We start from the raw sequence: 23,524 nt of genomic DNA on the forward strand, positions 1-23,524 counted from the left end.
AGATCAGGCATGCGGCACCTCGAAGACGAGGAATGACGAAGCGCTCGGCCTGTGCACTCATAGCGTTCAGTCTCTCCGGCGACATCCGGTGAGTCAGGCAATCGTGAATGCGACAACCTGTGGTGAGAATCAAGATTTGGGTAAACACAGCTCCACGGCGGGCGGTACACACGACGATGCCCCGTGCCCGAAGCCATCCTCGCGCGTGACCGCGCTGCGGCGGTCTCCTCCATGCAGTCGGGCCGGTTGGCGCAGTCGCTCTTGCAGGTGCGCGCCGGTGGCAGCGAGGCAGACCGGCAGGCCGACGCGGCTCCTTGAGCCAGTCGATGTCCTGTCGGCGGCCGGGTTTTCAGCGGTTGCTGCGTGCGGTGATCTCGCGGGCGATGCGGTTGAACGTCACTACGTCGGTGCTGCGCAGAGCGAAGGCGTAGACGTCGACCGTTGGCGGGGGGTTGATGGCGACCAGGTCGAGCGAGTCGGGCAGGGCCTGTCCGGTCGATACCAAAGTCGCGCCCAGGCCTGCGTCCACGTAGGAGACAGCGGCACTGAGGTTCGCAGCGGACGGATTGTCGGTGCGTGTGTCGCCGATCGACTTGCGCAGTTCGCTCAAGGCATGAGCGTTCGACGGGCAGGTGACCCAGTCCTGCGTACCGAGTTTCCCCGCCGGCACCGGGCCCCCGAGGCTGGGAGAGGCGTTGCGCGAGACGGCCATAGCGAGTTCCAGGGAGCCGACGCGCTGCTTTCGCTCCCGCCACGACGCCGCGTGTACGGGGCCGACACCGACGTCGATACCGCCGGATGTGACAGCTTCGATGAGCGATTCGGTGTCGGAGAAGGTCACGACGCGAGCCGAGAGCTTCGGAGCAGCCGCCCGAAGACTCGCCACCGACTGCGCCAGCCAGAGAGCCGGTGTCATCTCGTTCGCGCCGATGATGATGTCCTTGCGCATAGTGCTCGCTGCCCGGACCGCCACCTCGCGCGCCCGCTCGACCGCCTGCAGCGCCTGCAGCGCCTCGGCCAGGAAAGCCCGGCCCGCCGGCGTCGTGGAGGTACCCGTGGCCGTGCGCTCGAAGAGCATGACGCCCAGGGAGCGCTCCAGGCTGGAGATCTGCTGGGACAACGACGGCTGGGCCACATGCAGTGCTTTCGCAGCGGCGCAGATGGCCCCTGCTTCATCGACAGCAAGGGCGTACTCGATCTGCCGCAAGGTGACTGTCATAGGTCCAGTCTACTGGCGATCCCATAGGCTTGCCCTATAGCCCTTTCCTATTAGGTAAGTGGTAAGTGGTCTTTGTAACCCCTCGCTCAAGCGTGTTTCGCTGCCTGTATGACTTCCCAGATAAACGCCATCAGTGAGGTCAACCGCCTCGCCGACACCCTGCACGGCTTCAACGTCGTCGACCTGAGCCACACCCTCGAACTCGGCATCCCCACTTTCCCGACGCATCCGAAGTACATCATCGCCGACTACACGTCGATGGACGACGTCGCGGAATTCAAGCAGCTCATCATGTGCGACCACTCCGGCACGCACATCGACTCGCCCTCGCACTTCGTCCCCGATCCCGAGGACCCCAGGCGGATTTCGACCGCCGACCTGAGCGTGTCCCAGCTGATCGGCCGCGCCGTGGTGATGACGTTCGGCCCGTTCGAGGCCACCAGCCACCACATCAGCCTGGAGGACGTGCAGACCTGGGAGCAGGCCAACGAACCGGTCCGCGACGGTGACATCGTCATCATCAACACCGGCTGGGCCAAGCGCTGGACGACGATCCCGGAGGGCTTCGACTACCTGCGCGGCTGGCCGGGCCTGAGCGGTGAAGCGTCCGCCTATCTGCGCGGCAAGAACATCAAGGCCGTCGGTATCGACTGCATCAGCATCGACCCCGGTGATGTCTCCGGCGACGACCTGAAGGCGCACTACGAGTTCCTGCCCAACGGCGTCCTGGTCCTGGAGAACCTGACCAACCTCGACGGCCTGCCCCCGGTCGTCCTGTTCGCCGCGCTGCCCCTGAAGATCGCAGGCGGCACCGGCTCGCCGGTCCGCGCGGTCGCTCTCGTCGCCAAGGGAGACTCCCGTGCCTGACCACATCACCCTGCGCCAGGTTGAGCTTCCCCCGCTGTCCCAGCTCGGATCTGAGCCGACCCTGTCACCCGAGGTGTACGCCGGCCGCATCAGCCGCGCCCGTGTCAAGATGCGCGAACTCGGCCTCACCCACCTCATCGCCTACGCCGACCGCGAGCACCCCGGCAACAGCCTCTACCTGACCGGCTTCGACCCCCGCTTCGAAGAAGCACTGGTCGTGCTGGACCTCGACAACGCGCCCTTCATCCTGGCCGGCAACGAATCGGCCGCGATGGTCCCCGGCCTGCCCGTTACCGCCACCACCGTGCTGTGTCAGTCGCTCAGCCTGCCGGGCCAGGACCGCAGTATCCAGCAGCGTGTCTCCACCGCCCTGCGCCAGGCCGGTGTCGATGCCGACTCCCGCGTGGGACTGGTCGGATGGCGGCCCATCACGGCCGACGACTCCCGCCTGTCACAGTTCGCCTACGCCGTGCCGGCCTTCGTGGTCGGTGAGATCCTGGACGTCACCCAGCACCTCACGGACGCCACCACCGTGCTGATGGGCATCGACGGCCTGCGCTCGCGCAATGAGGCCGACCAGATCGCCCTCAACGAGCACCGCTCCACCCGCGCCGCCGGCCACGCCTGGCGGGCCCTGGAAGCCCTCACGCCCGGCCGCTCGGAGCTGGGCACCGCCGCCCACATGGGTCTCAACGGTCTGCCCCTGAGTGCGCACGTGATGCTGACCACCGGCAGCGGCAAGGTCGTCGGCCTGTGCAGCCCCAGTGACCGGGTGATCGGCCACGGCGACCTGCTGTCGACCGCGGTCGGCCTGCAGGGCGGCCTGACCTCCCGTGCTGGCTATGTGCTGCGCGCCGATGAACTCGACCAGCGGCAGCTGGACTTCGCGGCCGGCTACTTCGCCGCAATCGCCGTCTGGTACCAGGGCCTCACCCTGGGAGCATCGACCGCCGATATCGCCGAGCAGACCACCAAGGAACTCGCGAAGTCGCAGATCCGCCCACTGCTCAACCCCGGCCATCTGCAGCACATCGACGAGTGGCTCGACAGCCCGTTCGCCGCCGGATCCGCCGGCACCGTCCACTCGGGCATGTCCTTGCAGGCCGACATCATCCCCGTCGGCGCCACACCGGACCTGGCCGCCAACTGCGAGGACGCGGTAGCGATCGCTGATGCGGACCTGCGCGCAGAACTCGCCGAGCGCTACCCGCATATGTGGCAGCGCGTCACGGCCCGGCGCACCTTCATGACCGAAGTCCTCGGCCTCACACTCGCCGAGGAAGTCCTGCCCCTCTCCGACCGCCAGGCCGTGCTTCCGCCCGCCCTGCTCTCCCTCTCCGCGGTCCTCGTCGCCACCGCCTAGAAGGCTGCGCGGCCCCGAAACACTCATCCGGCACTCACCCGCACTGCCGCCGTATGCCGCCACCTCGGCATACGGCGCACGCAGTTGAGCGTCGCCGGCCAAGCCGGCCTTGCCTTGTACGGGCACACCTGCGGCCCGGACCTGTCTCCCGTGCACTCGCTCGCCCTCGTCCACGGCCCGCCGGCGTCTGCCCGCCGGTGCGAGCGCACCGCCGCAGGACACGGCCTCGCCTCGTTCCTGCCTTGCCCATTCCCAACACCTCACAGCGAAGTGAGCCTCTCAAATGCGCTGGAGCGCCATACGTCTGACCGTCTGTGCCGCCATTTTGTCGCTGGCCGGCTGCGGGACGCTCAACCCCACGTCAAGCAGCGGTGACACCATCCCGGTGAAGGGCGACAACATCACGGTCGGAGTGCTGATGCCGGAGAAGTCCAGCACCCGCTACGACCAGTTCGACGTACCGATCATCAAGAAGAAGGTCGCCTCCCTCACCGACGGCCACGGCAAGGTCGCTTATGCCAACGCCGCCTCCGACGCAGGCAAGCAGACAAGCCAGATGGAAAAGATGATCACCGACGGGGTCGACGTCATCGTCCTGGACGCCGTCGACGCACACGCCATCGCCGGCGCCGTCCGCAACGCCAAGGCCGCAGGCATCCCCGTCATCGCCTACGAGCGCTTGGCCGAAGGGCCGGTAGACGGATACGTCACCTTCGACAACGCCATGGTCGGCGAGGTGCAGGGCCGCTCACTCGTGGAAGCTCTGGGGGCCGGCATCGACCCGTCGGCGAAGGTTGTCATGCTGAACGGTTCCCCGTCGGATCCCAACGCCCGCCAGTTCGAGCAGGGTGCCGTGTCGGAGATGAACGGCAGAGTGACCGTCGTCGCCTCCTACGACATCAAGGACTGGAGCCCGCGGATAGCCCAGACCCGCATGACGCAGGCCCTCGCGCAGTACGGTGCGGCGGACATCGCGGCGGTCTATGCGGCCAACGACGCCATGGCCGCAGGCGCCCTCGCGGCGTACCGGGCCGCAGGAGTCACCGCCATTCCGCCGATCACCGGCCAGGACGCGGAACTCGCCGCCATACAGCGCCTCCTCACCGGGGAGCAGTACATGACGGTCTACAAGCCCTACGCCGACGAGGCGGAGACCGCAGCCGAGGCAGCCGTCACCAAGATCCAGGGCCGCAGCATCGAGTTCGATGCCATTCAGCCCGACACCGTGGACAGTCCCACCGACAAGGGCATCCCCGCAAACTTCGTGTCCGTGGCCCAGGTGACCAAGGAGGACATCAAGAACACCGTCGTCGCTGACGGCATCTATCAGATCTCCGACATCTGCACCGCGAAGTACAAGCCTGCATGCAAGGACGCCGACCTTATCTGACCAGGCAGGAAAGGCACCCGCCAGCACGGATGACCTGACAGCCCGTGCCCGGCGTGCCGCAGCGGCACGGAGCCAGGGTCGGGCAGGCACCAGGGCAGCACCGGATCCCGCGAAAGGCTACGCCGGTGCTGCGGTCGTGCCGCCGATGACCAGCGTGACGGGCGTTTTCTCCATCGCCGGCGGCCGGTCGAGATGGTCGATGCGGTCGATCAGCGCCGTGACGGCCCTGGCAGCCATCACCTCAAGCGGTGTGTGCACGGTGGTCAGCCGCGGCTGGACGTAGGACGCCGCGGGGACGTCATCGAAGCCGACGACAGACAGGTCCGCCGGGATACGGACGCCAAGCGTACGTGCACCGGTCATGAGCCCGATGGCAATGGCGTCACTGGCCGCGAACACCGCGGTGGGGGCCGGGGTGGCGGCTAGCAGATGCGTCAGGCTGCCGGCGCCGAATTCCCCGGTGAACGACCCGCTGAACGCAATCTGTGCCGCCGGGTCGATACCGGCTCGCTCAAGAGCGTCTGCCCAGCCACGACGGCGTTCCTGCACTGACCGCAGCGCGGGCGGGCCGGTGAGAAGGGCGATGCGCTGATGCCCCAGCGCGGTCAGATGGGCTGTGGCCTGGTAAGCCCCGGAGTAGTCGTCGACGAGCACCGCATCCACCGCGGGCGTCGCCGAAAGCGCTTCGTCCAGCAGAACGACGGGCAGACCGTCTTCGATCAGCGCGGAAAGGGCCTTGTTGGAGCCGAAGTTGCCGACGTACACGAGCCCGTCGAGGTTCTTGTCGCGAAGCAGTTCCACATAGTCGTTCTGCTTGCGGGCATGGCTGGACGTCGAGGCAATCAGAGCCTGGTAGCCGTGGCCTTCGGCCGCCGTCACGAACTGCTCCGCGATCCGCGCGAAGTAGGCATTGCCGATCTGCGGCACCACCAGCCCCAGCACACCTCGCGGCCGGGCCGGGCCGCGAGGCGTACTGACAGATCGCGTGTAGCCCACGGCTTCCATCGCGCGCAGTACCCGGGCTTCCGTCTCCGGACTCAACTGCAGCGCCCCGTTGAGGTAGCGGGAGACAGTAGAAACGGCGACCTGAGCGTGCGCGGCCACATCATGCAGACTCACCCGTCTGTCAGAACCGGACATCCGTGCCATCCCGCCCCCCTGTCAGCTCCACTCGCGGCTTGTCTCCGCCCTCGAACAATATAAGCGCACCGTCGCGCAACAGCGTTGCGCGGCCGAGGCCGCCGTCATGACCACCAGAGGGCACTACGCGCAGGCAGCGAGAATGCGCTCCCCGGTGATGGACAGCACGATGTCGGCTGGGAGCGCTCCGTGGCTGTTGTGCCGATGGCGCACCCCGACGGTGAACGCCCCCTTGCGGCCGGCCGCCAGTAGATAGCGGTCAGTGTCGTCGAAGGTGATGACACCCGGAGCCGCCCGCTCCTCCAGCAGAGCTAGCTTGTCCCCGTCCGGAGCACGGTGCACGACTGTCACCATGTCGCTGATGCCCCAGTCGCGCACGGCACGGCCTATGAGGTCCAGGTCGCCGTTGGAGACAATGTCCTGTCGCACACCAGCGCGCGCGAAGGCCGGTACGAGCGAGACGCCGACTTGGCTGAACTTGAGACCGGCGGCGGCAAGGGAAGCGAAGGCCGCCTCCCGCTCTTCCTCCAGCAGGCTGATGTCCTGCGGGTCAGTATCCAGCCCCTTGTCGATCAGGGTCTGCCAGTTCTGCCATGCGGTGTTCCCGATCAACGCTGTGTACCAGTCGCCGACCAGTCGTACTCCGTGCGCGGTGAGTACCTGGGCGTAGCTGGCCTGGTGCAGAGATTCGGTCTCCGACAGTACGCCGTCGAAATCCCAGACGACGGCCTGTGCAGGCCCGTGGCGGTCCAGCAGGTCGATCAGATCAACGTTCATTGCTCAAATTATACGCAACGTTGCGCAATAGCGGAGTTCCGCCGGTGTCGAGGTCGGTCCCAGTGCCGGCGTGCACCGGACCGATCTCGCCGCCTGCCTCCGGGCTGCCCAGTTCTCCCCCTGTGTGCGCCGTGCGGCGGCTGACACGCTCACGCTCCGCACAGCTTCGTCCGCCGCCATCCGGGTCCGATGGGCCGCCTGGAGGCGTGTTCCCCAGGCCAGCAGGTGGGTGCGGGGCCCAAAACTGAGAGGCGGGAAAACGATCACCCGCCCGCACCCCCCGTACTGCCGCCCAGCCGGTACGGGCACCCCGCGTTACCGACCATCAGTTACGTGCCGAGCCAAACTCACGCGGGACGTTGCCGAAGCCTGATCCGGTCATGCCAGCCACCACAACTGGCGAGTGCCATCGAGCCCTCGTCATCGAGGACCGCCTCGCCACCGGAAATGCGGCCAGGCCGGTCGTCTAGCGTGACGGAACCTGTCGCAGTCTCACGCGGGCCTCAGGTCTTCGACGCCGGGTTCGCGAACCACGCCCTCCGAGAATCACGGAACCTGTTGGATTCCGTCGGCGGAGACATGAACTACCTGGGCGCGCAGACACCACCAGGCAACAGTCCGCCCCAGCCACTATCGAAGACGATCCGCCGACAAAACTGTCGAATAGATCACGAAACCGCACTGGAGTACTGGGCGGTTGCCCTTCGGCGTCGCAACGGCGCAGCCATCCGCACTCCTAGGTAATGGGGTTCGAGACTCACCCGCCTCCGCGACGAGAAACCGATCGGTCTCCCTCAGCGTAAACCGATCGGTTTTCACACGCAAGTCCGAGCGAAGGAGAGCCGTTCGGTGCGCCCCGATGTCCGCGTGACCTGGCTGTTCGTGGTTGGTTTGCGGTTGGACAGTCCGGCGACGCCCGGCCGTGCTGCCGCCTCCCCGCCCTGGCCACCTGTCGCAGGGCGCGCCGAGTCTGAACGACCCCAAGGCCGCACCCGCACCTCAGAACGCGGCCGGTGACGACGATTCCCCCGGAGTCTTGGCCTATCTGATCGCCGCGGGCCTCAGCGTGGCGGTGGGATTCGTAGGTTCCGCCGCCATCACGGCCTACGTTGACGAGGCGATGACACCGTGGCTGACCTTCATCGTGGGTGGCGCCGTGCCGTTCATGCTGGAGAGGATCACGCTGTCCGTGCCGTTCCTCGTCGGTGCGACGCGGGAAGGCTTCAGGCAATGCAGGCGCAGGCAGCGGCTCAGGGCCAAGAGCAGTCGGCCTCCGACCCCAGCGGCCAGGCGGGCAGGTGAGCGCGTTGCCGACGGCCTCGCTCTTCCGGCGAGTCCTTGCCGTGTACACCCGCCAGGGTCAACCGACGAACCGCACCCGCGGTGCCTCCGGCACGTCCACCTCGTACGGGACCGTCCACGGGTCGAACCCCTCACGACGGCAGGAGAGGACCAGGCGCATCGGCAGGTTGAGCCACTTGTCCCGCCACCGTTCCTCCCTGTCGTCGCCCTCCCACCAGAGCGGTGAGCGCGTGCGCTCCAGCGCGAACGGCCGCCCCCTGCCCACGGCGAGAGCGAACGGGGCGACCGTATGACCGTTCCGGTCCGCGCCGTCGGAGCCGGGCACGAACCGCAGTGGCCCCCACACCTGGGCAGCCACCTGCTCCTCGGTCGGTCCCCCAGCGAGCCGGGGCGTGTAGTCCATGTCGTCGCTCTGCGCGACCTCGACTCGGATCTCGTCGAGATGGCACAGCGGAAGCGGGCCAACGAGCCGGACGCTGAGCGTCGCTCGGTCGCCCTCACCCATCTCGATCCTGACGCTGAGCTGCGGCAGCAGGTCGGCATGCCAACGGTCCCGCTCGATGCGCGCAACCGTGTCCGCGGTGGCGTTCGCACGGCGCGCCGCCAGCCACGCACCCCCGGTGGCGACCGCGCTGAAGACGGCCGTCGACCCGGCGATAATGGAGGCCCAGGGTGTTCCCATGAGGCGGGAGCGTAGCGGGAGTTGGAGGAACTGTTTGCCGTGACTCCGGCAAGCACTTCGTCTGACGAGCCCAGGAATGCTTCGCAGTGCGCGTCGGTCGGCTACTCGCCGGTGGTGCCGTCGATGGCCTCGCGGAGGAGGCCCGCGTGGCCGATGTGGCGGGCGTACTCCTCGATCACGTGCTCAAGGACGAACCGCACGTCGGTGTCACCGAATTCCGGGTTCGGCACGATGCGCGCGAGGTCGGCGGTCACCCTCGCGAACACCTGCCGCGACTCCTCGCACGCCTTCAGGTAGTCCGCGTAGACGTCCCTGGCCGGCGTGGCGTCCGACTCGTCGTACCACTCCCCGCCGTCAGCGGTGACATAGGTCCGATACGGGAAGAAGTCAGGCGCCGTGCCGGCCAACGTCCGCTGGAACCAAGCCCGTTCGACCCCCTGCAGATGACGCATGAGCCCCAGCAGGGTCAACGCCGACGACCCCACGGGGCGTAGCCGTAGTTGTGCGTCCGAGAGACCCTCGCACTTCCACAGGAAGGTCGCTCGGTGATAGTTGAGATTCGAGGCGATCACCTCCACCCACGGGCCCGACAGCACGCGTTCGGGCCGGACGATCTTCTGGACGACAAGGTCACTCACGCTAGGGTCTCCCTCCTGGGCATCAGTCTCGGCCGAGTTGGTACGTCCCCACGATCCGAGAACCGAGCAGCCTCTCTATCGGCACCTCGGGGGCACGTTCGACCAAGAAGACCTCTCTTCGTATCGGAACTCATCGCTCGACGCCGCACCGAACGTGGCCAGGTGTCGCTGCGAGTCGCAGACGACCCGGACGCAACCCGGTGAACCCATGCGGGCACAGAATTCGGCGACCGCGAAATACACTCGCTGGAGGCCGATGGACGACACGTCAGAGGTAACCCATAGTGACTTCCACCGGCCGCCACGCGAGCACGAGCACACCTGGCGCGGATCCCTTCGGGACACCCTCTCTGGGGAGAATCTGGGGAGTACGGGCGGCACCGGGGAGCGCGTGGGGAGAATCGGCTGCATAGCGCGGCATGATCCGGTCAGACGCTGAAAGATCCATCCGCGCAGGCCAGAGGCCACCAGAGCCGCATCACCGCAGGTCAGCGCCCCCAGGTAGACAACTTCAAGAAGATTTCCTCTTGGGCGGCGATTTTGTTTGCGCCGACGTTGGTGGGGACGATCTACGGGATGAACTTCGATCGCATGCCGGAGTTGCACTGGGTGCTCGGGTATCCGTTCGCGATCCTGCTGATGGCGGTGGTGTGCACCAGCTTGTACGTCATCTTCAAGCGGAAAGACTGGCTCTGAGTAATCGCTGCGGCAGGCGACGCCGTGAGGGGGGTGCAGACCCGGTCGCAGCGCCGACGGAGCGACTGAGGCGCCTTCGATGACTGATCCTCAGTTCGCGGCGATGCGCCCGCCTTTGGCGCCCACGGTGACGACAGCCACGTGCACGTGCCATGAGTCCGGATTTCCCCGCTTCTGGCCGTTCCGGCACACCCCCACGCCAGCCGCGGAGGCGAGCCTGCCGCGTCCTGACGCCGACGGCGTCTCCTCCTCGGGGCCGAGGCGCTCGAAAGGAACATCGGCGGTGTCTCGGTCGAGGGCGACGGCAACCGGGTGGTGGGCGCCGACGCCTACAGCAGCGTCCTCGGCCATGTTCGCGGCGACCTCCACCAGCACATCCATCCACCACAGTTCGCCGGCCGTATCCAACCCGGCGGCCCCGTTCGGCGGCCTCAAGCAGTCCGTTCGGGTGGATCGGGCGGCGGATCCTTGCGCAGGGTGGTGGTGATGGCGTCGCCGACCTCCCTGGTGAGGGTGGGCCGTTCGCCGGTCAGGCCGAGTTCCTGGGCCAGGGTGATGGCGTGCAGGTCGACGGTGGCCTCGACGAGATCGGCGAACACCGCCGTCGCCGCGCGGCCCCGGATCCATGCCGTGGCCGCGACGACCACGGCGGCGGGCAGCGCCGGCCACCACCAGGCGCCCAACAGCAGGTACAGCGCGGCCCATCCGGCGAGCCCGAAGGCGGCGCCGTAGGCCTCGCGGGCGGAGAGGAGTTCGGCCCGGACGGCATCGGGCACTGTCAGCCAGAGCCGGGGCCAGGCGGCGCCGAGGTCCAGGTCGTAGGCGTCGTACACCCGCTGGTCGACCGCGTGGAGGCGGTCGCCGATCCAGGTGGGCCGCCGGGGACGGACGAGGGCGATGGCGTCGCGCCGTTCGATGGCCCTGGCCAGTTCGGCGCGGGTCCCGGCCGCCTCGCACGCCGCGTCGGCCTGCCGCCAGGCGCGGACCCGGCGCCGTACGAGAAGGCGCGCGGGCCACCGGTCGCCCCGACTGGTCCACAGGCGCTCCACAACGGCCGCCGACGCCCTCGCGCACAGTCCGGCCAGCGTGGCCGCCGCCAGCACACCGGCGGCCACGAGGAGGATCGCACCGGCGTTGGAGGCTCCTGGGTGGGCGGCCAACCGGTCGATGGCGGGCTGGAGTTCAGCCAGGTCCAGGGCGTGGGCATGTCCCAGTACGACGGCGGCAGCCACACCGGCGAGGTAGCCCACCCCGGGCAGGACGAGCAGGGCGAGCCACTTCTCGGCGGCCTTGCCGGCGAGGGCGGACAGGAAGGTGGTCAATGCCGGACCCGGGCATAGACGAAGAGACGGCCCGTCATCGCGCACACGGGGGCCTCCGGGTGCAACTCCGCGCTCGACACCCGCTCGCAGGGGTGGGCGGCGGGGCAGGTCCACCGGTGCACCACCGGATGGCCGGGGCTGTTCCCCGGGAGGGTCGGCACGCCCTTCGTCGCCCTGGTCACGATGCCGAAGCCGGCCGCGGCCATCCGGTCGTCCAGGATGTCCAGCCGGCGCTCCAGCACGGAGCGCGCCATGGGTTCGTCTCCACGCAGCGCCGCGAGAACAGCCCCGACGAGTTCCGCCGCGCCCGCCTCACGCGCCGCCTCCTCCAACTCGCCCGAACCCATGAGTGTGCACACGCGACTGAGCCGTTCCGCGAGTTCGTCCACCGAGAGGCCCCCTGCCTTCGCGATCGCCATGTTATTTGCATGATCCCGGAGTTGGGGACTCTACGGGGCCCCAGGATCCGGCGCACCCCGCTACGGTGGTCGGCGGTGTGGCGCCGGTGTGATGCCGGGGCGCCGCGGGGGACCAGAAGGAAGCAACGAGGCAATGAGCAAATGGAAGCGCCGCAGACTGCTCTTCATGGCGGACGTGCATGAGAGGCGGGGCACCGACCCGTCCGACGTGCTGGCCGGGCTGCACGAACTGGCGGCCGAGGATCCGTACGATCTCGAAGTGCTGCTCGCTGCCGCGGAGTTGCTCTCCGACCGCGCCGGCCGCAGAACCGGCACGGCGCGGGAAGCGGACCTCGCGGCCTCGATCGCCCTGCTGCATCGCTGTGTTCCGCTGGTGCCGCCGGGCGACTACGACCGCTGGCGGGTCTTCAACAGTCTGGGGCAGCGGCTGCTCCTGGTCGCACAGGGCACCGACTCCCCCGAGCCCGTGGCCGAGTCGGTGCTCGCCTTCCGCGAGGCCGTGGCGGCGACGCCGCACGGCGACAGAATGCGCCAGGTGAACCAGTTCTTTCTGGCGGTCCAGCTCGGTGAGCACTTCGAGCGGAGCGGGGACCGGGACGCCCCCGTCGAGGCCGTCCAGGTGGCACGCGAGGGCTATGCCACCGTCCCGCCCGGCGACGAGCTCCGCCCCATGTTCCGGACGGTCCTGATCACCTCGCTGCGGCATCTCGCGGGCGCCACCGCACAGGTCGAACCGCTCCAGGAAGCCGTCGGCCTCGCGCGCGAGGCGCTGTCCGAGGCCGACAGCACCTCCGACCGTGCCGGGGCGCAGTTCGATCTCGTACGCGCTCTGCGGGCACTGTACGACGCGACGACCGACGCGCGACTGCTGGTCGAGGCGGTCGACCTGAGCGAACAGTGCCTCGCGGCCACACCGCGGCGCGATCCCGAGTTCAACACGCGTCGGACACGTCTCGCCTCCGCCGTCAGGCTGCTCGCCCAGGACCGCAGGGACCCCGACCTGATGCGTCGGGCCATCGACCTGATGCGGGCGACGATCGAGACGCCGTCGGCCGCCGACGAGCACGCCGACACTCTCATCGACCTCGTTCAGTCACTGGCTTCCCTGCACACCATGACCGACGACCCGCTCGCGCTCAGGGACGCGGAACTGACCGCCCGCACGGCCCTGGCCGCCGCGCCCGACCCCGGCCCCTGGCGCACACAGGCACAACTCACCCTGGCAGAGGCCCTGTTGTACCGCTCCAGCGTGGACGCACGCGGCGCGGACGCCGTAGCACTGCACGAGGCGCTGGGGCTGTTCCAAGACGTGGCGGCTGCCACGCCGCCCGACCACGGGGAACGCGGCGATCGCCTGTGGCTTCTGGGCGTCACCCTGCACGACCTGGCCAGGCACGGCGACGGCGACACGGCCGCGTGGCGGCGCCAGGCACGGCATGTCTTCGCCGAGGCCGCGTCCGCCGCCGGACCGCCCAACGTACGGATCAAGAGCTTCCAGCAGCTGGGCGCCGTGGAGGCCGCCCTCGGCGACCCGCACGCCTCACTCGCCGCCTACGAGGCCGCAGTCGCCCTGCTGCCGCAGCTCACCCCGGACTGGCTGTCCTACCGGGGCAACATCATCGAACTCAGGCAGATCGAGGGACTGCCTGACGGCGCCGCTGCCGCCGCAGTGGAGCTAGGCAGACCGGAACGGGCCCTGGAGCTCCTGGAGTTGTCGCGCGGAATCCTGCACGGCCGGACCCTGGAGGCCCGCGATCTCAGGCTGCTGCGGCACCGGTCACCCGAGCTCCACGCCGAGTTCCTGCGGCTGCGCACCGCCCTCAACTCCGGTGCCCGTGACGGGAACAGCCGGATCGACGGGAACGGCGGGAACGACGAGAACTGGGACGACCTGATGGGCCGGATCCGGAGCCTCGACGGCATGGCAGACTTCCTGCGGGCACCCTCCGTCCAGGCGCTGCGTCGCCACGCCGAGCAGGGTCCCGTAGTGATCGTGAACATCTCCGAGCGCCGCTGCGACGCGCTCATTCTGCGGGCGGACGCCGAACAGCCCGTCCTGACAGTCCCGTTGACCGGCCTGACCCAAGCCGACGTCGTCGCCCACCTCCTGCGCCTGGCCCGTGCCGTCTTCGCCGCCCCGAACGAGCCGTCGCTGCTCACCCGTCGGGGCGCCCAGCGGGACCTGGACGCGATCCTGCGCTGGCTGTGGGACCGAGTCACCTCACCCGTGCTCGACGCGTTGGGCCTCACCGCCCCGTCCTCCGATACGCAACCCCCGCCGCGCATCTGGTGGTGCCCCGTCGGCCTGATGGCGTACTTCCCGCTCCACGCGGCCGGCCATCACGACAGCGGCTCGCAGGCCGGGAAGGCGACGGTGATGGACCGGGCCGTCTCCTCCTACACCACCACCGTGCGCGCCCTGGCCGCCCGGTTCAGTCCCCCGGCGGCCGGTACGGCGCTGCACACGCTGGTCGTGGCGGTGCCCGACGCCGAAAACGTCCCCTCACTGCCGGGCGCGGCGGCAGAGGCCGCGGCGCTCGCGGAACTGCTGCCGAACTCCCTGGTCCTGTCCGGCGCGCAGGCCACGTACGAGAACGTCGTCCGCGCGCTGCCCGCCCACCCCGTCGCCCACCTCTCCTGCCATGGCCTCACGTTCTGGGAGAACCCCGCCGCAGGCATGCTGCTGCTCCACGACCACCTCGCCCGGCCGCTGACCGTGGAACAGCTCTCCGCCATGGAGCTGCCCTATGCGGACCTCGCCTACCTGTCCGCCTGCAGCACCTCCCACACGCACCCGTACAACGCCGACGAGGCACTGCACATCACCGGGGCCTTCCAACTCGCCGGATACCGACGCGTCATCGGCACCCTCTGGCCGGTCAACGACACCACCTCGGTGGAGATCACCCGCGCGACCTACGCCGACCTCACCCACGGCGGCAGCACCTCACCCCGCACCGAGCTGTCGGCCCAGGCCCTGCACCGGGCCGTACGCGCCCTGCGTGACCGGTATCCGGCCAGCCCCTCACTGTGGGCCGGGTATGTCCACGTCGGTCACTGAAGGGGTATGCGTACCCGCAGCTTCACCGCCGGCCGCAGGACGGTCAGGGCCAGGTTTCCATAGGCTCCGGTACAGGCGCCCCAAACCAGAAGACCGGTCCCATGTCAAGGAGTTCCTCGGCATGGACGCCGACGGTCTCTGCCGCCAGGACCGCAGCGGCCGCCTCGGCCAGCAGTTGGACGGCCCGTCCACGTGATGGACGAGGGCGACATCATCGTGTGCGCGCACGGTGGGTCCGCCCTGTTGAACCGCGCGCCCGGCGTCCGAGGTGGTCCACCGAACTCCGCGGCCACGTACGGTTGTTCGCCCTCCGGCCCGGGCGGTGCGGGCTCGGCCACCCGTCCGGTGTCGCGGATCTTGCGCAGCAGGCCCATGAACCCTCCCTGAGACGGTGAGGACTTGTCCGCAGGTGCCCAACAGGCCATCCGCGACCGGAGTCACGTCGCTCGGGGTGAAGCGGCCGCCTCCCGCACCTCGGGGCGCTGGCAACTTCCGGGAGACGGCAGCCGATTGAGGAGCCGCCGCTACGACGGCGGTTTCGCCTGCGTCTGGGCGGCCCGCAGATCGGCGAGGAGTTCGGCCTGCCCGGCGAGCACACCGGACAGGATGGTGCGGGCCACCGTGAGCAGTTCGGCGATGTCCGGGCTGGTCAGCGAGTAGTACACCGTGGAGCCCTCTTTGCGGGTCACCACCAGGTTCGCCCGCCGCAGCACCGCGAGTTGCTGCGACAGATGGGCCGACTCGATCCCCACCTCGGGCAGCATCTCCGCCACCGCGTGCTCGCGCTCGCTCAGCAGCTCCAGCACCCGGATGCGAGCCGGGTGGCCGAGCGTCTTGAAGAACTCGGCCTTCAGTTGGTACAGCGGCGTACTCATCCTGTCGTCGCCTCCCCGGTGCAGCAGCACGGCCGCACCCGACCGTTCCTGGCGCATCGCATCCACCCACTCGTCACACACATGCGGCCCATCCTCGCCTGCGGCACCGACAACGCCGAATCCGCGGACGAGAGCCGATCACCCGAAACCTGTGATACCAACCTAGGCAATTGCTAAGATTAGCAACTCCATAGGTGATGCGAGGGAGGCTTGCGTGAGAATCATTCCGCTGCACGGCGCCCGCGTCGCCTGGTTCAAGTGCCCCGCCTGCCGCCTCAAGTGCCGCCCCACCGCTGTCGGCCCGGACGGTGAGTGCCCACGGTGTGGCGGGGCCCGGATGCTCAAGCTGTCCCTCGGCGGCCGGGCCACCGAGCCCTCGTCGGACGGCGCCGCGGGACACCTCGCCTCAGAGGCGGCCTGCCTGGTCATCGTCGACGCGCAGTCCTCGCCACGACGGTGAGCATCGCCGTCGGAAAGGGCATCCGGGTCCTCCCGTGCCGGCTGCCCGACGGCTCCGACACCACTGCCGAGCAGCCCGTGGCGGAGAAGGCGGCCACCGTCTGCGCACGGCGGTCGGGCGCACGGCCGACAGCCCCTGGTCTCTCTCGTCGGCCCACCTTTGTCGGGCCCCGCTCGTCGCACGTCCGGTGCTGCCGTCCCCGGACAGCGCCGCCATCGCGGCGGCCGCACCGCGGTGCGGGTGGCCGCTGCCTGTCTGCGCGACATCGCCACGGTCGGCGGCCGGCTCACCGCCCACGTCCGCGGCCCTCCCGGGCGTCCGACAGCTGTGGTCGCCGCGGGTGAGCGGTGGCGGGACGGCGGCCTGCGCTTGAGGCCTGCTCGGCACCGGCGCCCTCATGTACGACCTGCAGGCTCATGGCGCGGGACCGCCGCCCGTCGAGACAGCCGCCGCGAAAACGGCCTACGACGGCACAGCCGACATCACCGGCGCGGTCGCCGCCGGCACCTCCGGCCAGGAGCCGGCCTCGACAGACTTCACCGAGGACGTGGCGATCGCCACGGCGAGGGACGTCTGCGCCGTCGTGCCCGTGCGGGACTGCAACGGCGCCTTCGCGCCCGGCCGAGTCGGCAGGATCAGAGCTCAGGCTCCCCGGCCGGCCAGCCAGTCGTACGCCACTCGTGGCGGCCCTCCGGAGGCTCGCCGTGCCGTGCGCTGTGTGCGGCGAGTGCTCCGGCCAGGTCGGCGTGCACAGGGATGGGAGGGTGATCCCCGCCCGGGACGAGGGAGCCGTCGGCCGGGATCGCGGCCAGTTCCAGGCCGCGGTCCGCTGTGGCGAGACGGCGCGCGGCCTCGGTGATCGCCAGCTGGCCCTCGGCCGACCAGCCGCGCAGTCCGGTCAGGTCGACGATGACCGGGCCCGTTCCACGTCCCACCGCCCAGCCCACGGCACCCTCGAAGCGACGAACGGCCTCCGGTCCCAGGTACCCGGAGACGGACAGGACGCCGAGGTCCCGCTCGACGGTGTATCGCCATTCGATGGTCATGATCGTCAACTTCCTTGCGCGGTCGGCCTGTTCGGTCAAAGTGGGAGAGTGATCCAGATGCTCTTGCCCCTCCCGTCGGCGTCGCCCCTGACCACCGCGGTGCCGCCCAGGCCCAGGGTGAGTTCCATGACGGTGGCCAGGCCGCCCGTTCCGGTTCCGGTGACCGCGCCGTAGAGCGCCGGCCGGTAGGGGTGGCGGTCGTGCACGGCGAAGGCCAGACAGTCCTCGCTCGCCGCGTAGATGACGGTGACCTGCGGGGAGAGCTCCGCGGCATGGCGCACGCTGTTGGTGACCAGTTCACTCAGGATCAACAGGGCGGGATCGACGGTGGGGTGGCGCGGGTTCATCCCCCACTCGACCAGGGCCTGCTCGGCGGCCTCCCGGGCCGTCCGGACCGCGGACGGCGTCGTGGGCAGCGTCAGTACATGCCGGTAGGGCAGGGCCTCCAGCCGGGCGCTCATCACGCCCCCGCACGGACGAGGCGGAATCCGCTCACGGTTCTGGGATGCGGGCGCAGCAGGTTGTCGTGCGGTCCGTGGGTCCAGTCGCTGAGGGTGCGCCGGTAGTGGGCGGCCTCGTCCGGGTCGGTGATCACATCGCCCGGTCCGGCGACGGTGACGCTCCAACCCGTGCCGGTCGCCTCGCGTACCTCGTCCACGTGGTACGTCGCGTCGACGGGGATCGCGGCTGCCGGGGCGGGAGTACCGACCATCGCACGGCCGTACTCCCAGGTGTGCCGACCGGGCCGGACGACGGTCAGGTCCCGCTGCGGGTACACCGGCCGTCCCGACGCGCTGCCCTCCAGCAGCCACAGGGCCTCGGTACCGGAGACCTCGATCATGCGCAGGGCTGCGGGGGGACTGCTCATCCGACGGTTTCCTCGGTTTCCTCGCCGATGGGTCCGGGGGCCCGGTCGGGGGGCGGCGGCAGGACACCGGCGCACTCCAGGTAGCCGCGGGCGCCCCGGATCGCCTCGGGTGTGGTGGCGTATTCGCGATCTTCGAGCCGTAGCAGCTTCAGCGTTCCGACGGAATCCAGGACCTGGCGCTGGCCGGGGCGTATCCCGGAGGTCATGACGGCGATGCCCCGCCGCTGGAGCTTGTCCACCGCGTCCTTGAGGACGAGCGCGCCGGTGGCGTCGATGGTGGTCACCCGGGACATGCGCAGGATGACGACGCGCACGTCGGAGACTTCCGCCAGCTCCAGCAGGAAGCGGTGGGCGCCGGCGAAGAACAGCGGGCCGTCGATGCGGTACGCCACGATGTGCTCGGCCAGCAGCGCGTGCTCCTCGGCGCTGTGGTCGCCGCGGTCGAGCGGGACCTGGTCGAGGCGGGCCTGCCCGGCCACCGCCCGCAGGGCCAGAGTGCCCGCGACCACCAAGCCGAGGAGCACGGCGTACACGAGGTCGAGTGCGAGGGTCGCGACAGCGGTCAGGACCAGGATCAGCGCGTCCGAGCGGGTGGCCTTCGCCATCGCGCGCAGCGAGCCGACCTCGACCATGCGGATCGCGGTGGCCAGCAGCACGCCTGCGAGCGCCGCGAGCGGGATCCGGGAGACGAGGGGCGCTGCCGCGAAGACGATCACGGCGAGGACGGCTGCGTGGGCGAGCGCGGCGAGCCGGGAGCCCGCACCGGTACGGACGTTGACCGCCGTACGCGCGATCGCGCCGGTCGCCGGGACGCCGCCGAACAAGGGGGCGGCGATGTTGGCCAAGCCCTGTCCGAACAATTCACGGTCGGGGTCATGCTCCTGACCCACCGTCATGCCGTCGGCAACCGAAGCAGACAGCAGGGACTCCAGGGCGGCCAGTGCCGCGACCGCGACGGCCGGGGCGAGCAGAGAACCCAGCGAGCCGAGGTCGAGGAAGGCCAGGGAAGGCGCGGGCAGTCCGGCAGGCAGGTCACCGATCGGCTTCGCCGCGTCCAGGCCGGCCACCTGGGCAACCACGGTGGCCGCGATCACCGCGAGGATGGAGAAGGGAATCGCGGGCCGCCACCGGGCACCGATGAGCATCACGGCCCCGACCGCCACGGCAAAGGCCACGGCGGTCCAGTTCGGGTTGTCCGCGAATTCCTCCAGGGCGCGCCAGGTCACCACGAGGACGCGGTCGCCATCCGGCTTGGGCACCCCGAGGGCGTTCGGGATCTGCTGGAGACCGATCACACAGGCGATGCCGAGGGTGAAGCCCTCGACGACGGGGGCGGGCACGTACCGCATGTACTTGCCGGCCCTGAGCAGAGCGAGTGCGACGAGCAGCACGCCTGCCATCAGCCCGACGGTGAGCACCCCGGCGGGCCCGTGCTCCGCGACGATCGGCACCAGCACCACCGTCATCGCTCCGGTCGGCCCCGACACCTGCAGATTCGAACCGCCGAACACGGCAGCAAGGGCACCGGCGATGACCGCGGTCGCCAGCCCCGCCTCCGCACCCAGCCCGGAGGAGACGCCGAAGCCGAGCGCGAGGGGGAGCGCGACGACCGCCACCGTGAGGCCGGCCAGAAGATCCCGGCGCGGGTCGCGGCGCATCTCCGCCAGATCGATCCGGCCAGGCAGAAGGTCGGCGATCCGGCCTCTGATCCGGGTGAAGGCGGGCGTCATCGCGCGGCGACCTCGGCTTCCCGCAGCTCGGCGAGCAGTTCGTTCCGCCCGGACAGCATCTCGGTCAGGATTCGGCGCGCGGCTCCCATCAGGTCGGCCACGTCCCCGCCGGCCAGCTCATAGACGACCGCCGCCCCCTCCCGCGTCGAGGTGACGATCCCGGAGCGGCGCAGCACCGCCAACTGCTGGGAGAGGCTGGACGGCTCCACCTCGATCGCGGCCAGCAGGTCCCGCACCGGCATCGGCCCGTCCTGCAGCAGCTCCAGAACCCGTATCCGTACGGGATGTCCCAGCATCCGGAAGAACTCGGCCTTGGCCTGGTACAGCGGAACGGACACGACTCCTCGGCTTCCCCGACAACGCCCCGGCCGGGGCAGGCGAAGGCTGCGCCCGCGACTACCTGCGAACACAGTCAACACAGCATCTAACCAATTGCTAAATTTGGCAATTCATTATCACGCCGATGCCGGGACGTTCCAGTGCGCGAGGGCGGGCGCCCTGACCACGACCACGGAGTCGGGGCAGGGAGGAAGGCTCTCGGTTCATCGGGTTGGGGGCCGGTTCACCCGCCGAGCGTCTCCGCCATGCGGTCCAGGTCGGCGAGAAGAGCCGAGAGGCGTTTCGGCGGCACGGCGTCGGTCATCCGCTGGTCGATGGCGTACACGACGGAGCGCGCCGCGGCCAGGCGGTGGTGGCCCTCCTCGGTGAGGTGGGCGGGCAGGGCGCGGCCGTGGTCCGTGGTGGCCGGGCGGGTGATCAGGCCGGCGTCCTGCAGCCCGCGCAGGACGACGTTCATGGACTGCCGGGTGACGAAGGTGCCGCGGGCCAGTTCGGCGTTGGACAGCCCGGGTTGCTGGTCGAGCAGTTCGAGACAGGCGTACTGCGGCACGGTCAGGCCGTGCTCGCGCAGGGCCTTGTCCATCGCGCCGCGCAGGGCGGCCGCGGCCCGCTTGAGGCGGTAGCCCAGTCGCTCGGTCACGTCGGCAGGCGGAGTCCGGTCGGTGATCCCATTACTCATGTCAGGAGTTTGACATAGGAGAGAGGAGACGCCTACCGTCACCCATGTCAAAGTCCTGACATGAATACCCCTGAGGAGCATCAATGGCCACCACCGTTTCCGTCGCCGGGCCCGACTTCATCGCGCTGCAGGTGCGTGATGTCGACGCGGCCGCCGCCTTCTTCGAGACGCAGCTCGGGCTTCGCCGGACACCCGCCTCGCCCCCCGGCGCCGTCGTGTTCGACACCGCGCCGATCGCGTTCGCCGTCCGCGAGCCCCTGCCGGGTGTGGACCTCGACAGCGTGGAGCGACCCGGCCTCGGAGTCGCCCTGTGGTTCGGGACCAGCGACGCCCAAGCCCTCCACAACCGTCTCCAGGCCGCCGGTACCCCCATCGTCAAGGCGCCGGAAGACGGCCCGTTCGGCAGGATGTTCACCTTCCTCGGCCCCGAGGGCTACGCCATCACCGCCCACGGAAACTGACCGCGCGCACCGTCACCATCTGCCCGCGCGAACCGTCCTCGCTCGCAGCCGGTCTCGGCTTCCTGAAGGGCTTCACCCCTGCCGGATGGTGGCCTCGACGCGAACGGACCGCGGGCGATGCCGGCCCAGGATGCCCTCGCACCCCTGCGGACGCTGCCCGGCATCGGCCCTTTCTCCGCCGAGTCGATCCTCATCCGCAGCGCGCCGGACACCCCGACGTCTTCCCACTCCACGAACCCCGACTGCACGCCGCGACGGCACGCGCCTACGGCCCGGGCGATCCGGGTGCTCCCGACAAAAGCACCGTCTCACCCGCGTCAGCGACCGCTGGGCGCCCTACCGCGGCTGGGTCACCCCCTGCTGCGCACGCACAGCGGGACGCAGTCACCCGCCATCCGGAGCCGCCCGACCTACCGCCTCCCGTCGACAACCCGCACGTCGCCCCGCCCGGAACAGTCACGCCGGTCCGGGCAGAGCCCTCCCGGGACATCTGTCGCCTGCTCGCGGCAAGGAGAGCGGGGAGCAGAGCCGGCGGTTTCGAAGAATCCCCGTCAATCCGGCGCGACGCACGCAAGAGCTTCGCCCGGACCGACTGACGAGACCTGCTCCACCGGGAACGGGCGGACCGATCTGCTCACCGCACACCGGCTGGGCAGGCAGGATCCCTGGCCGGAGATCATCCACGGTCTCCTACGCCCCGACGGCCACCCCTGCCAGGTCGCCGGCGGCGCCGATCCGGAGGGACTGAGGGCCTACCTCGCCCGCTGGTTGCCGTCCGAGTTCGGCTGATGCGTCATGCGTCGTGCGCCTGCAGGCGCACGGTGCGGGCGCCGGGTCGGCCGGGCCGCTCACGCCTCCTGCCGGGTGTCGATCTCGGCGATCAGGGCCTCGATACGGGTCCTGATCTCGTCCCGGATCGGGCGGACGGCCTCGACACCCTTGCCCGCCGGGTCCTCCAGGGCCCAGTCGAGGTACTTCTTGCCGGGGAAGACGGGGCACGCATCGCCGCAGCCCATGGTGATGACGTAGTCGGACGCCTGGACTGCCTCGGTGGTGAGGACCTTCGGCCGCTGGTCGGAGATGTCGACGCCGACCTCCTTCATGGCCTCGATCGCGGAGGGGTTGACCTGGTCGCCCGGGACGGAGCCGGCGGAGCGGACCTCGATCCGGTCGCCCGCGAGGTCGTTGAGGAATCCGGCGGCCATCTGGGACCGCCCGGCGTTGTGGACGCAGACGAACAGCACGGAGGCGAGCGGGCTGGAGGACATGGGTTCTTCCTTCGCGATGTGGATCAAGCAGGTGGTGCGGGATCGGGATGGGAGTCAGGTGCTCGGCAGGGAGTCGAGCAGTTCGGTGATGTGGGCGTCGATCTCGTCGCGGACGCCTCGGACGACGGCGATCGGGGCACCCTCGGGGTCGTTGACGGACCAGTCCACGTAGCGCCGGTCGGGCACGACCGGACATGCGCCCCCACATCCCATGGTGATGACGATGTCGGCGGCCCGCACGACCTGGTCGGTCAGCGGCTCGGGGAACACGTCCGTCAGATCCACCCCGGCCTCGGTCGGGGCCTGGGCGACGACCGGTTCGACTTCGGCGGCGGCCCGTGTACGCGCGGACGAGACGACCGCGTGGCCTCCGGCGCGGTGGGCCAGGAGCGCGGCGGCCAGGTGTTCGGCCACGACGACGAGGTGGGTGCGGACGCGGGCGGGCTCGGCGAGCCGGGCGTAGGGGTCGGTCGGCAGGACGGGGAGCGGGGATGCGGTCATGGGAACCCCTTCGGGGCGTGGCTCCCCACGGTGCGGGGATGCGAATCCCAAAGATCAGCTCAGACTGGTATCAGCCTGGAGTGATGTGACAGTATCAGTCCATGCTGACGTCGGTCGATACTGATCTGTTGCGGGTTCTGGCCGACCCGCTCCGCCTGCGGATCGTCACCCTCCTGGCCGAGGAGACGCTCTGCAGCACCCACCTGATCGAGGAGACGGGGGCCAGACAGACCAACCTCTCCAACCATCTGAAGGTGCTGCGCGAGGCCGGGGTCGTGGACACGGAGCCGTGCGGCCGGTTCACCTACTACCGGCTCAAGCCCGACGTCATCGCCTCACTCGCCGGTCGGTTCGCCGACCTGGCGGAGACTGCGCGCGTCACGGCCGAGAACAACGTCAAGCGGTCCTGCCCCTGATCCCC

The 23,524-nt window shown here is 69.6% G+C and carries 25 protein-coding genes and 1 pseudogene; 8 read left to right on the top strand and 18 right to left on the bottom strand.

What is annotated here, in order from left to right; all coding sequences use genetic code 11:
• Nucleotides 1-349: 349 nt before the first annotated feature.
• A complete protein-coding gene (locus OH768_RS11610; RefSeq protein WP_406452726.1) occupies nt 350-1,219 on the bottom strand; it encodes a LysR family transcriptional regulator in 870 nt (289 codons plus the stop codon).
• A gap of 108 nt (nt 1,220-1,327) precedes the next feature.
• On the opposite strand from OH768_RS11610, the gene OH768_RS11615 reads away from it, so the two are divergent.
• From OH768_RS11615 to OH768_RS11625, 3 genes are all read left to right on the top strand, one after another.
• The gene (locus OH768_RS11615; protein ID WP_406452728.1) at nt 1,328-2,086 is read left to right on the top strand and encodes a cyclase family protein; all 759 of its coding nucleotides are present in this window, start codon (nt 1,328-1,330) and stop codon (nt 2,084-2,086) included.
• Complete coding sequence (locus tag OH768_RS11620) at nt 2,079-3,449, top strand: hypothetical protein (protein WP_406452730.1); 1,371 nt, start codon at nt 2,079-2,081, stop codon at nt 3,447-3,449. Before OH768_RS11615 ends, OH768_RS11620 begins: the two co-directional genes overlap by 8 nt.
• A gap of 283 nt (nt 3,450-3,732) precedes the next feature.
• Complete coding sequence (locus OH768_RS11625; protein WP_406452732.1) at nt 3,733-4,839, top strand: substrate-binding domain-containing protein; 1,107 nt, start codon at nt 3,733-3,735, stop codon at nt 4,837-4,839.
• A gap of 117 nt (nt 4,840-4,956) precedes the next feature.
• Here the strand turns inward: OH768_RS11625 and OH768_RS11630 are convergent, their stop codons facing one another.
• The 4 genes from OH768_RS11630 to OH768_RS11645 all read right to left on the bottom strand — a co-directional run bounded on the left by OH768_RS11630 (nt 4,957) and on the right by OH768_RS11645 (nt 9,378).
• Nucleotides 4,957-5,988 (bottom strand): LacI family DNA-binding transcriptional regulator, encoded by a 1,032-nt coding sequence (locus OH768_RS11630; RefSeq protein WP_406452734.1) that lies wholly within the window; start codon nt 5,986-5,988, stop codon nt 4,957-4,959.
• Between the two features lie 114 nt (nt 5,989-6,102).
• On the bottom strand, nt 6,103-6,756 hold the full coding sequence (locus tag OH768_RS11635; protein ID WP_406452736.1) for a hypothetical protein: 654 nt from the start codon (nt 6,754-6,756) through the stop codon (nt 6,103-6,105).
• Between the two features lie 1,360 nt (nt 6,757-8,116).
• Nucleotides 8,117-8,740 carry a hypothetical protein gene (locus OH768_RS11640; protein WP_406452738.1) on the bottom strand — a complete coding sequence of 208 codons (624 nt, stop codon included), beginning with the start codon at nt 8,738-8,740 and terminating at the stop codon, nt 8,117-8,119.
• 101 nt (nt 8,741-8,841) lie between these two features.
• On the bottom strand, nt 8,842-9,378 hold the full coding sequence (locus OH768_RS11645) for a DinB family protein (protein WP_406452740.1): 537 nt from the start codon (nt 9,376-9,378) through the stop codon (nt 8,842-8,844).
• Between the two features lie 498 nt (nt 9,379-9,876).
• Between OH768_RS11645 and OH768_RS11650 the strand changes: the two are divergent.
• A pseudogene (locus OH768_RS11650) lies at nt 9,877-10,074 on the top strand (CorA family divalent cation transporter); the annotation flags it as partial.
• A 90-nt stretch (nt 10,075-10,164) separates the two neighbouring features.
• On the opposite strand, the gene OH768_RS11655 reads toward OH768_RS11650, so the two are convergent.
• Genes OH768_RS11655 through OH768_RS11665 form a run of 3 tightly spaced genes read right to left on the bottom strand, consistent with a single transcriptional unit; the run spans nt 10,165 to nt 11,815 of the window.
• Nucleotides 10,165-10,455, bottom strand: a complete 291-nt coding sequence (locus tag OH768_RS11655; protein ID WP_406452742.1) for a hypothetical protein — start codon at nt 10,453-10,455, stop codon at nt 10,165-10,167.
• 50 nt (nt 10,456-10,505) lie between these two features.
• Entirely contained in the window at nt 10,506-11,396 is an 891-nt protein-coding gene (locus tag OH768_RS11660; RefSeq protein WP_406452744.1) for a hypothetical protein, read from the bottom strand.
• Nucleotides 11,393-11,815, bottom strand: a complete 423-nt coding sequence (locus OH768_RS11665) for a hypothetical protein (protein ID WP_406452746.1) — start codon at nt 11,813-11,815, stop codon at nt 11,393-11,395. The genes OH768_RS11660 and OH768_RS11665 overlap by 4 nt, the downstream gene beginning before the upstream one ends.
• A 133-nt stretch (nt 11,816-11,948) precedes the next feature.
• Here OH768_RS11665 and OH768_RS11670 point away from each other — a divergent pair, with 133 nt between their 5' ends.
• Complete coding sequence (locus OH768_RS11670; protein WP_406452748.1) at nt 11,949-14,876, top strand: CHAT domain-containing protein; 2,928 nt, start codon at nt 11,949-11,951, stop codon at nt 14,874-14,876.
• A 524-nt stretch (nt 14,877-15,400) separates the two neighbouring features.
• On the opposite strand, the gene OH768_RS11675 is transcribed toward OH768_RS11670, so the two are convergent.
• Complete coding sequence (locus tag OH768_RS11675; RefSeq protein ID WP_406452750.1) at nt 15,401-15,751, bottom strand: ArsR/SmtB family transcription factor; 351 nt, start codon at nt 15,749-15,751, stop codon at nt 15,401-15,403.
• Nucleotides 15,752-15,965: 214 nt separating this feature from the next.
• Between OH768_RS11675 and OH768_RS11680 the strand changes: the two genes are divergently transcribed.
• Nucleotides 15,966-16,211 (top strand): hypothetical protein, encoded by a 246-nt coding sequence (locus OH768_RS11680; RefSeq protein ID WP_406452752.1) that lies wholly within the window; start codon nt 15,966-15,968, stop codon nt 16,209-16,211.
• Nucleotides 16,212-16,673: 462 nt separating this feature from the next.
• On the opposite strand, the gene OH768_RS11685 is transcribed toward OH768_RS11680, so the two are convergent.
• The 7 genes from OH768_RS11685 to OH768_RS11715 all read right to left on the bottom strand — a co-directional run bounded on the left by OH768_RS11685 (nt 16,674) and on the right by OH768_RS11715 (nt 20,873).
• Complete coding sequence (locus OH768_RS11685; protein ID WP_406452754.1) at nt 16,674-16,814, bottom strand: hypothetical protein; 141 nt, start codon at nt 16,812-16,814, stop codon at nt 16,674-16,676.
• A gap of 32 nt (nt 16,815-16,846) precedes the next feature.
• Entirely contained in the window at nt 16,847-17,257 is a 411-nt protein-coding gene (locus OH768_RS11690) for an anti-sigma factor antagonist (protein WP_406452756.1), read from the bottom strand.
• A 35-nt stretch (nt 17,258-17,292) separates the two neighbouring features.
• The gene (locus tag OH768_RS11695; RefSeq protein ID WP_406452758.1) at nt 17,293-17,718 is read right to left on the bottom strand and encodes an ATP-binding protein; all 426 of its coding nucleotides are present in this window, start codon (nt 17,716-17,718) and stop codon (nt 17,293-17,295) included.
• Nucleotides 17,718-18,125, bottom strand: coding sequence for a pyridoxamine 5'-phosphate oxidase family protein (locus OH768_RS11700; RefSeq protein ID WP_406452760.1), 408 nt, complete (start codon nt 18,123-18,125; stop codon nt 17,718-17,720). Before OH768_RS11700 ends, OH768_RS11695 begins: the two co-directional genes overlap by 1 nt.
• Nucleotides 18,122-19,855 (bottom strand): SulP family inorganic anion transporter, encoded by a 1,734-nt coding sequence (locus OH768_RS11705; protein WP_406452762.1) that lies wholly within the window; start codon nt 19,853-19,855, stop codon nt 18,122-18,124. Before OH768_RS11705 ends, OH768_RS11700 begins: the two co-directional genes overlap by 4 nt.
• Nucleotides 19,852-20,193: an ArsR/SmtB family transcription factor gene (locus OH768_RS11710; protein ID WP_406452764.1), complete on the bottom strand. Its 342-nt coding sequence runs from the start codon at nt 20,191-20,193 to the stop codon at nt 19,852-19,854. Before OH768_RS11710 ends, OH768_RS11705 begins: the two co-directional genes overlap by 4 nt.
• Before the next feature lie 224 nt (nt 20,194-20,417).
• Complete coding sequence (locus tag OH768_RS11715) at nt 20,418-20,873, bottom strand: MarR family winged helix-turn-helix transcriptional regulator (protein ID WP_406452766.1); 456 nt, start codon at nt 20,871-20,873, stop codon at nt 20,418-20,420.
• Nucleotides 20,874-20,956: 83 nt separating this feature from the next.
• Between OH768_RS11715 and OH768_RS11720 the strand changes: the two genes are divergently transcribed.
• Entirely contained in the window at nt 20,957-21,334 is a 378-nt protein-coding gene (locus tag OH768_RS11720; RefSeq protein WP_406452768.1) for a VOC family protein, read from the top strand.
• Nucleotides 21,335-22,182: 848 nt separating this feature from the next.
• Here OH768_RS11720 and OH768_RS11725 read toward each other — a convergent pair.
• Together OH768_RS11725 and OH768_RS11730 are read right to left on the bottom strand one after the other, a co-directional pair.
• The gene (locus OH768_RS11725; RefSeq protein ID WP_406452770.1) at nt 22,183-22,602 is read right to left on the bottom strand and encodes an arsenate reductase ArsC; all 420 of its coding nucleotides are present in this window, start codon (nt 22,600-22,602) and stop codon (nt 22,183-22,185) included.
• A gap of 54 nt (nt 22,603-22,656) precedes the next feature.
• Nucleotides 22,657-23,103: a low molecular weight phosphatase family protein gene (locus OH768_RS11730; protein WP_406452772.1), complete on the bottom strand. Its 447-nt coding sequence runs from the start codon at nt 23,101-23,103 to the stop codon at nt 22,657-22,659.
• A gap of 101 nt (nt 23,104-23,204) precedes the next feature.
• Between OH768_RS11730 and OH768_RS11735 the strand changes: the two genes are divergently transcribed.
• A complete protein-coding gene (locus tag OH768_RS11735; protein ID WP_406452774.1) occupies nt 23,205-23,519 on the top strand; it encodes an ArsR/SmtB family transcription factor in 315 nt (104 codons plus the stop codon).
• Nucleotides 23,520-23,524: the final 5 nt, after the last annotated feature.

Source organism: Streptomyces sp. NBC_01622 (genome assembly GCF_045209635.1).
Lineage (GTDB): Bacteria > Actinomycetota > Actinomycetes > Streptomycetales > Streptomycetaceae > Streptomyces.

What these genes read in the sequence shown, in the direction of transcription:
- OH768_RS11640 (WP_406452738.1), bottom strand. Translation starts at nt 8,740, where the DNA reads ATGGGAACACCCTGGGCCTCCATTATCGCCGGGTCGACGGCCGTCTTC.
- OH768_RS11670 (WP_406452748.1), top strand. Translation starts at nt 11,949, where the DNA reads ATGAGCAAATGGAAGCGCCGCAGACTGCTCTTCATGGCGGACGTGCAT.
- OH768_RS11615 (WP_406452728.1), top strand. Translation starts at nt 1,328, where the DNA reads ATGACTTCCCAGATAAACGCCATCAGTGAGGTCAACCGCCTCGCCGAC.
- OH768_RS11725 (WP_406452770.1), bottom strand. Translation starts at nt 22,602, where the DNA reads ATGTCCTCCAGCCCGCTCGCCTCCGTGCTGTTCGTCTGCGTCCACAAC.
- OH768_RS11635 (WP_406452736.1), bottom strand. Translation starts at nt 6,756, where the DNA reads ATGAACGTTGATCTGATCGACCTGCTGGACCGCCACGGGCCTGCACAG.
- OH768_RS11610 (WP_406452726.1), bottom strand. Translation starts at nt 1,219, where the DNA reads ATGACAGTCACCTTGCGGCAGATCGAGTACGCCCTTGCTGTCGATGAA.
- OH768_RS11735 (WP_406452774.1), top strand. Translation starts at nt 23,205, where the DNA reads ATGCTGACGTCGGTCGATACTGATCTGTTGCGGGTTCTGGCCGACCCG.
- OH768_RS11675 (WP_406452750.1), bottom strand. Translation starts at nt 15,751, where the DNA reads ATGAGTACGCCGCTGTACCAACTGAAGGCCGAGTTCTTCAAGACGCTC.
- OH768_RS11705 (WP_406452762.1), bottom strand. Translation starts at nt 19,855, where the DNA reads ATGACGCCCGCCTTCACCCGGATCAGAGGCCGGATCGCCGACCTTCTG.
- OH768_RS11655 (WP_406452742.1), bottom strand. Translation starts at nt 10,455, where the DNA reads ATGGATGTGCTGGTGGAGGTCGCCGCGAACATGGCCGAGGACGCTGCT.
- OH768_RS11625 (WP_406452732.1), top strand. Translation starts at nt 3,733, where the DNA reads ATGCGCTGGAGCGCCATACGTCTGACCGTCTGTGCCGCCATTTTGTCG.
- OH768_RS11630 (WP_406452734.1), bottom strand. Translation starts at nt 5,988, where the DNA reads ATGGCACGGATGTCCGGTTCTGACAGACGGGTGAGTCTGCATGATGTG.
- OH768_RS11695 (WP_406452758.1), bottom strand. Translation starts at nt 17,718, where the DNA reads ATGAGCGCCCGGCTGGAGGCCCTGCCCTACCGGCATGTACTGACGCTG.
- OH768_RS11715 (WP_406452766.1), bottom strand. Translation starts at nt 20,873, where the DNA reads ATGAGTAATGGGATCACCGACCGGACTCCGCCTGCCGACGTGACCGAG.
- OH768_RS11700 (WP_406452760.1), bottom strand. Translation starts at nt 18,125, where the DNA reads ATGAGCAGTCCCCCCGCAGCCCTGCGCATGATCGAGGTCTCCGGTACC.
- OH768_RS11690 (WP_406452756.1), bottom strand. Translation starts at nt 17,257, where the DNA reads ATGACCATCGAATGGCGATACACCGTCGAGCGGGACCTCGGCGTCCTG.
- OH768_RS11665 (WP_406452746.1), bottom strand. Translation starts at nt 11,815, where the DNA reads ATGGCGATCGCGAAGGCAGGGGGCCTCTCGGTGGACGAACTCGCGGAA.
- OH768_RS11730 (WP_406452772.1), bottom strand. Translation starts at nt 23,103, where the DNA reads ATGACCGCATCCCCGCTCCCCGTCCTGCCGACCGACCCCTACGCCCGG.
- OH768_RS11720 (WP_406452768.1), top strand. Translation starts at nt 20,957, where the DNA reads ATGGCCACCACCGTTTCCGTCGCCGGGCCCGACTTCATCGCGCTGCAG.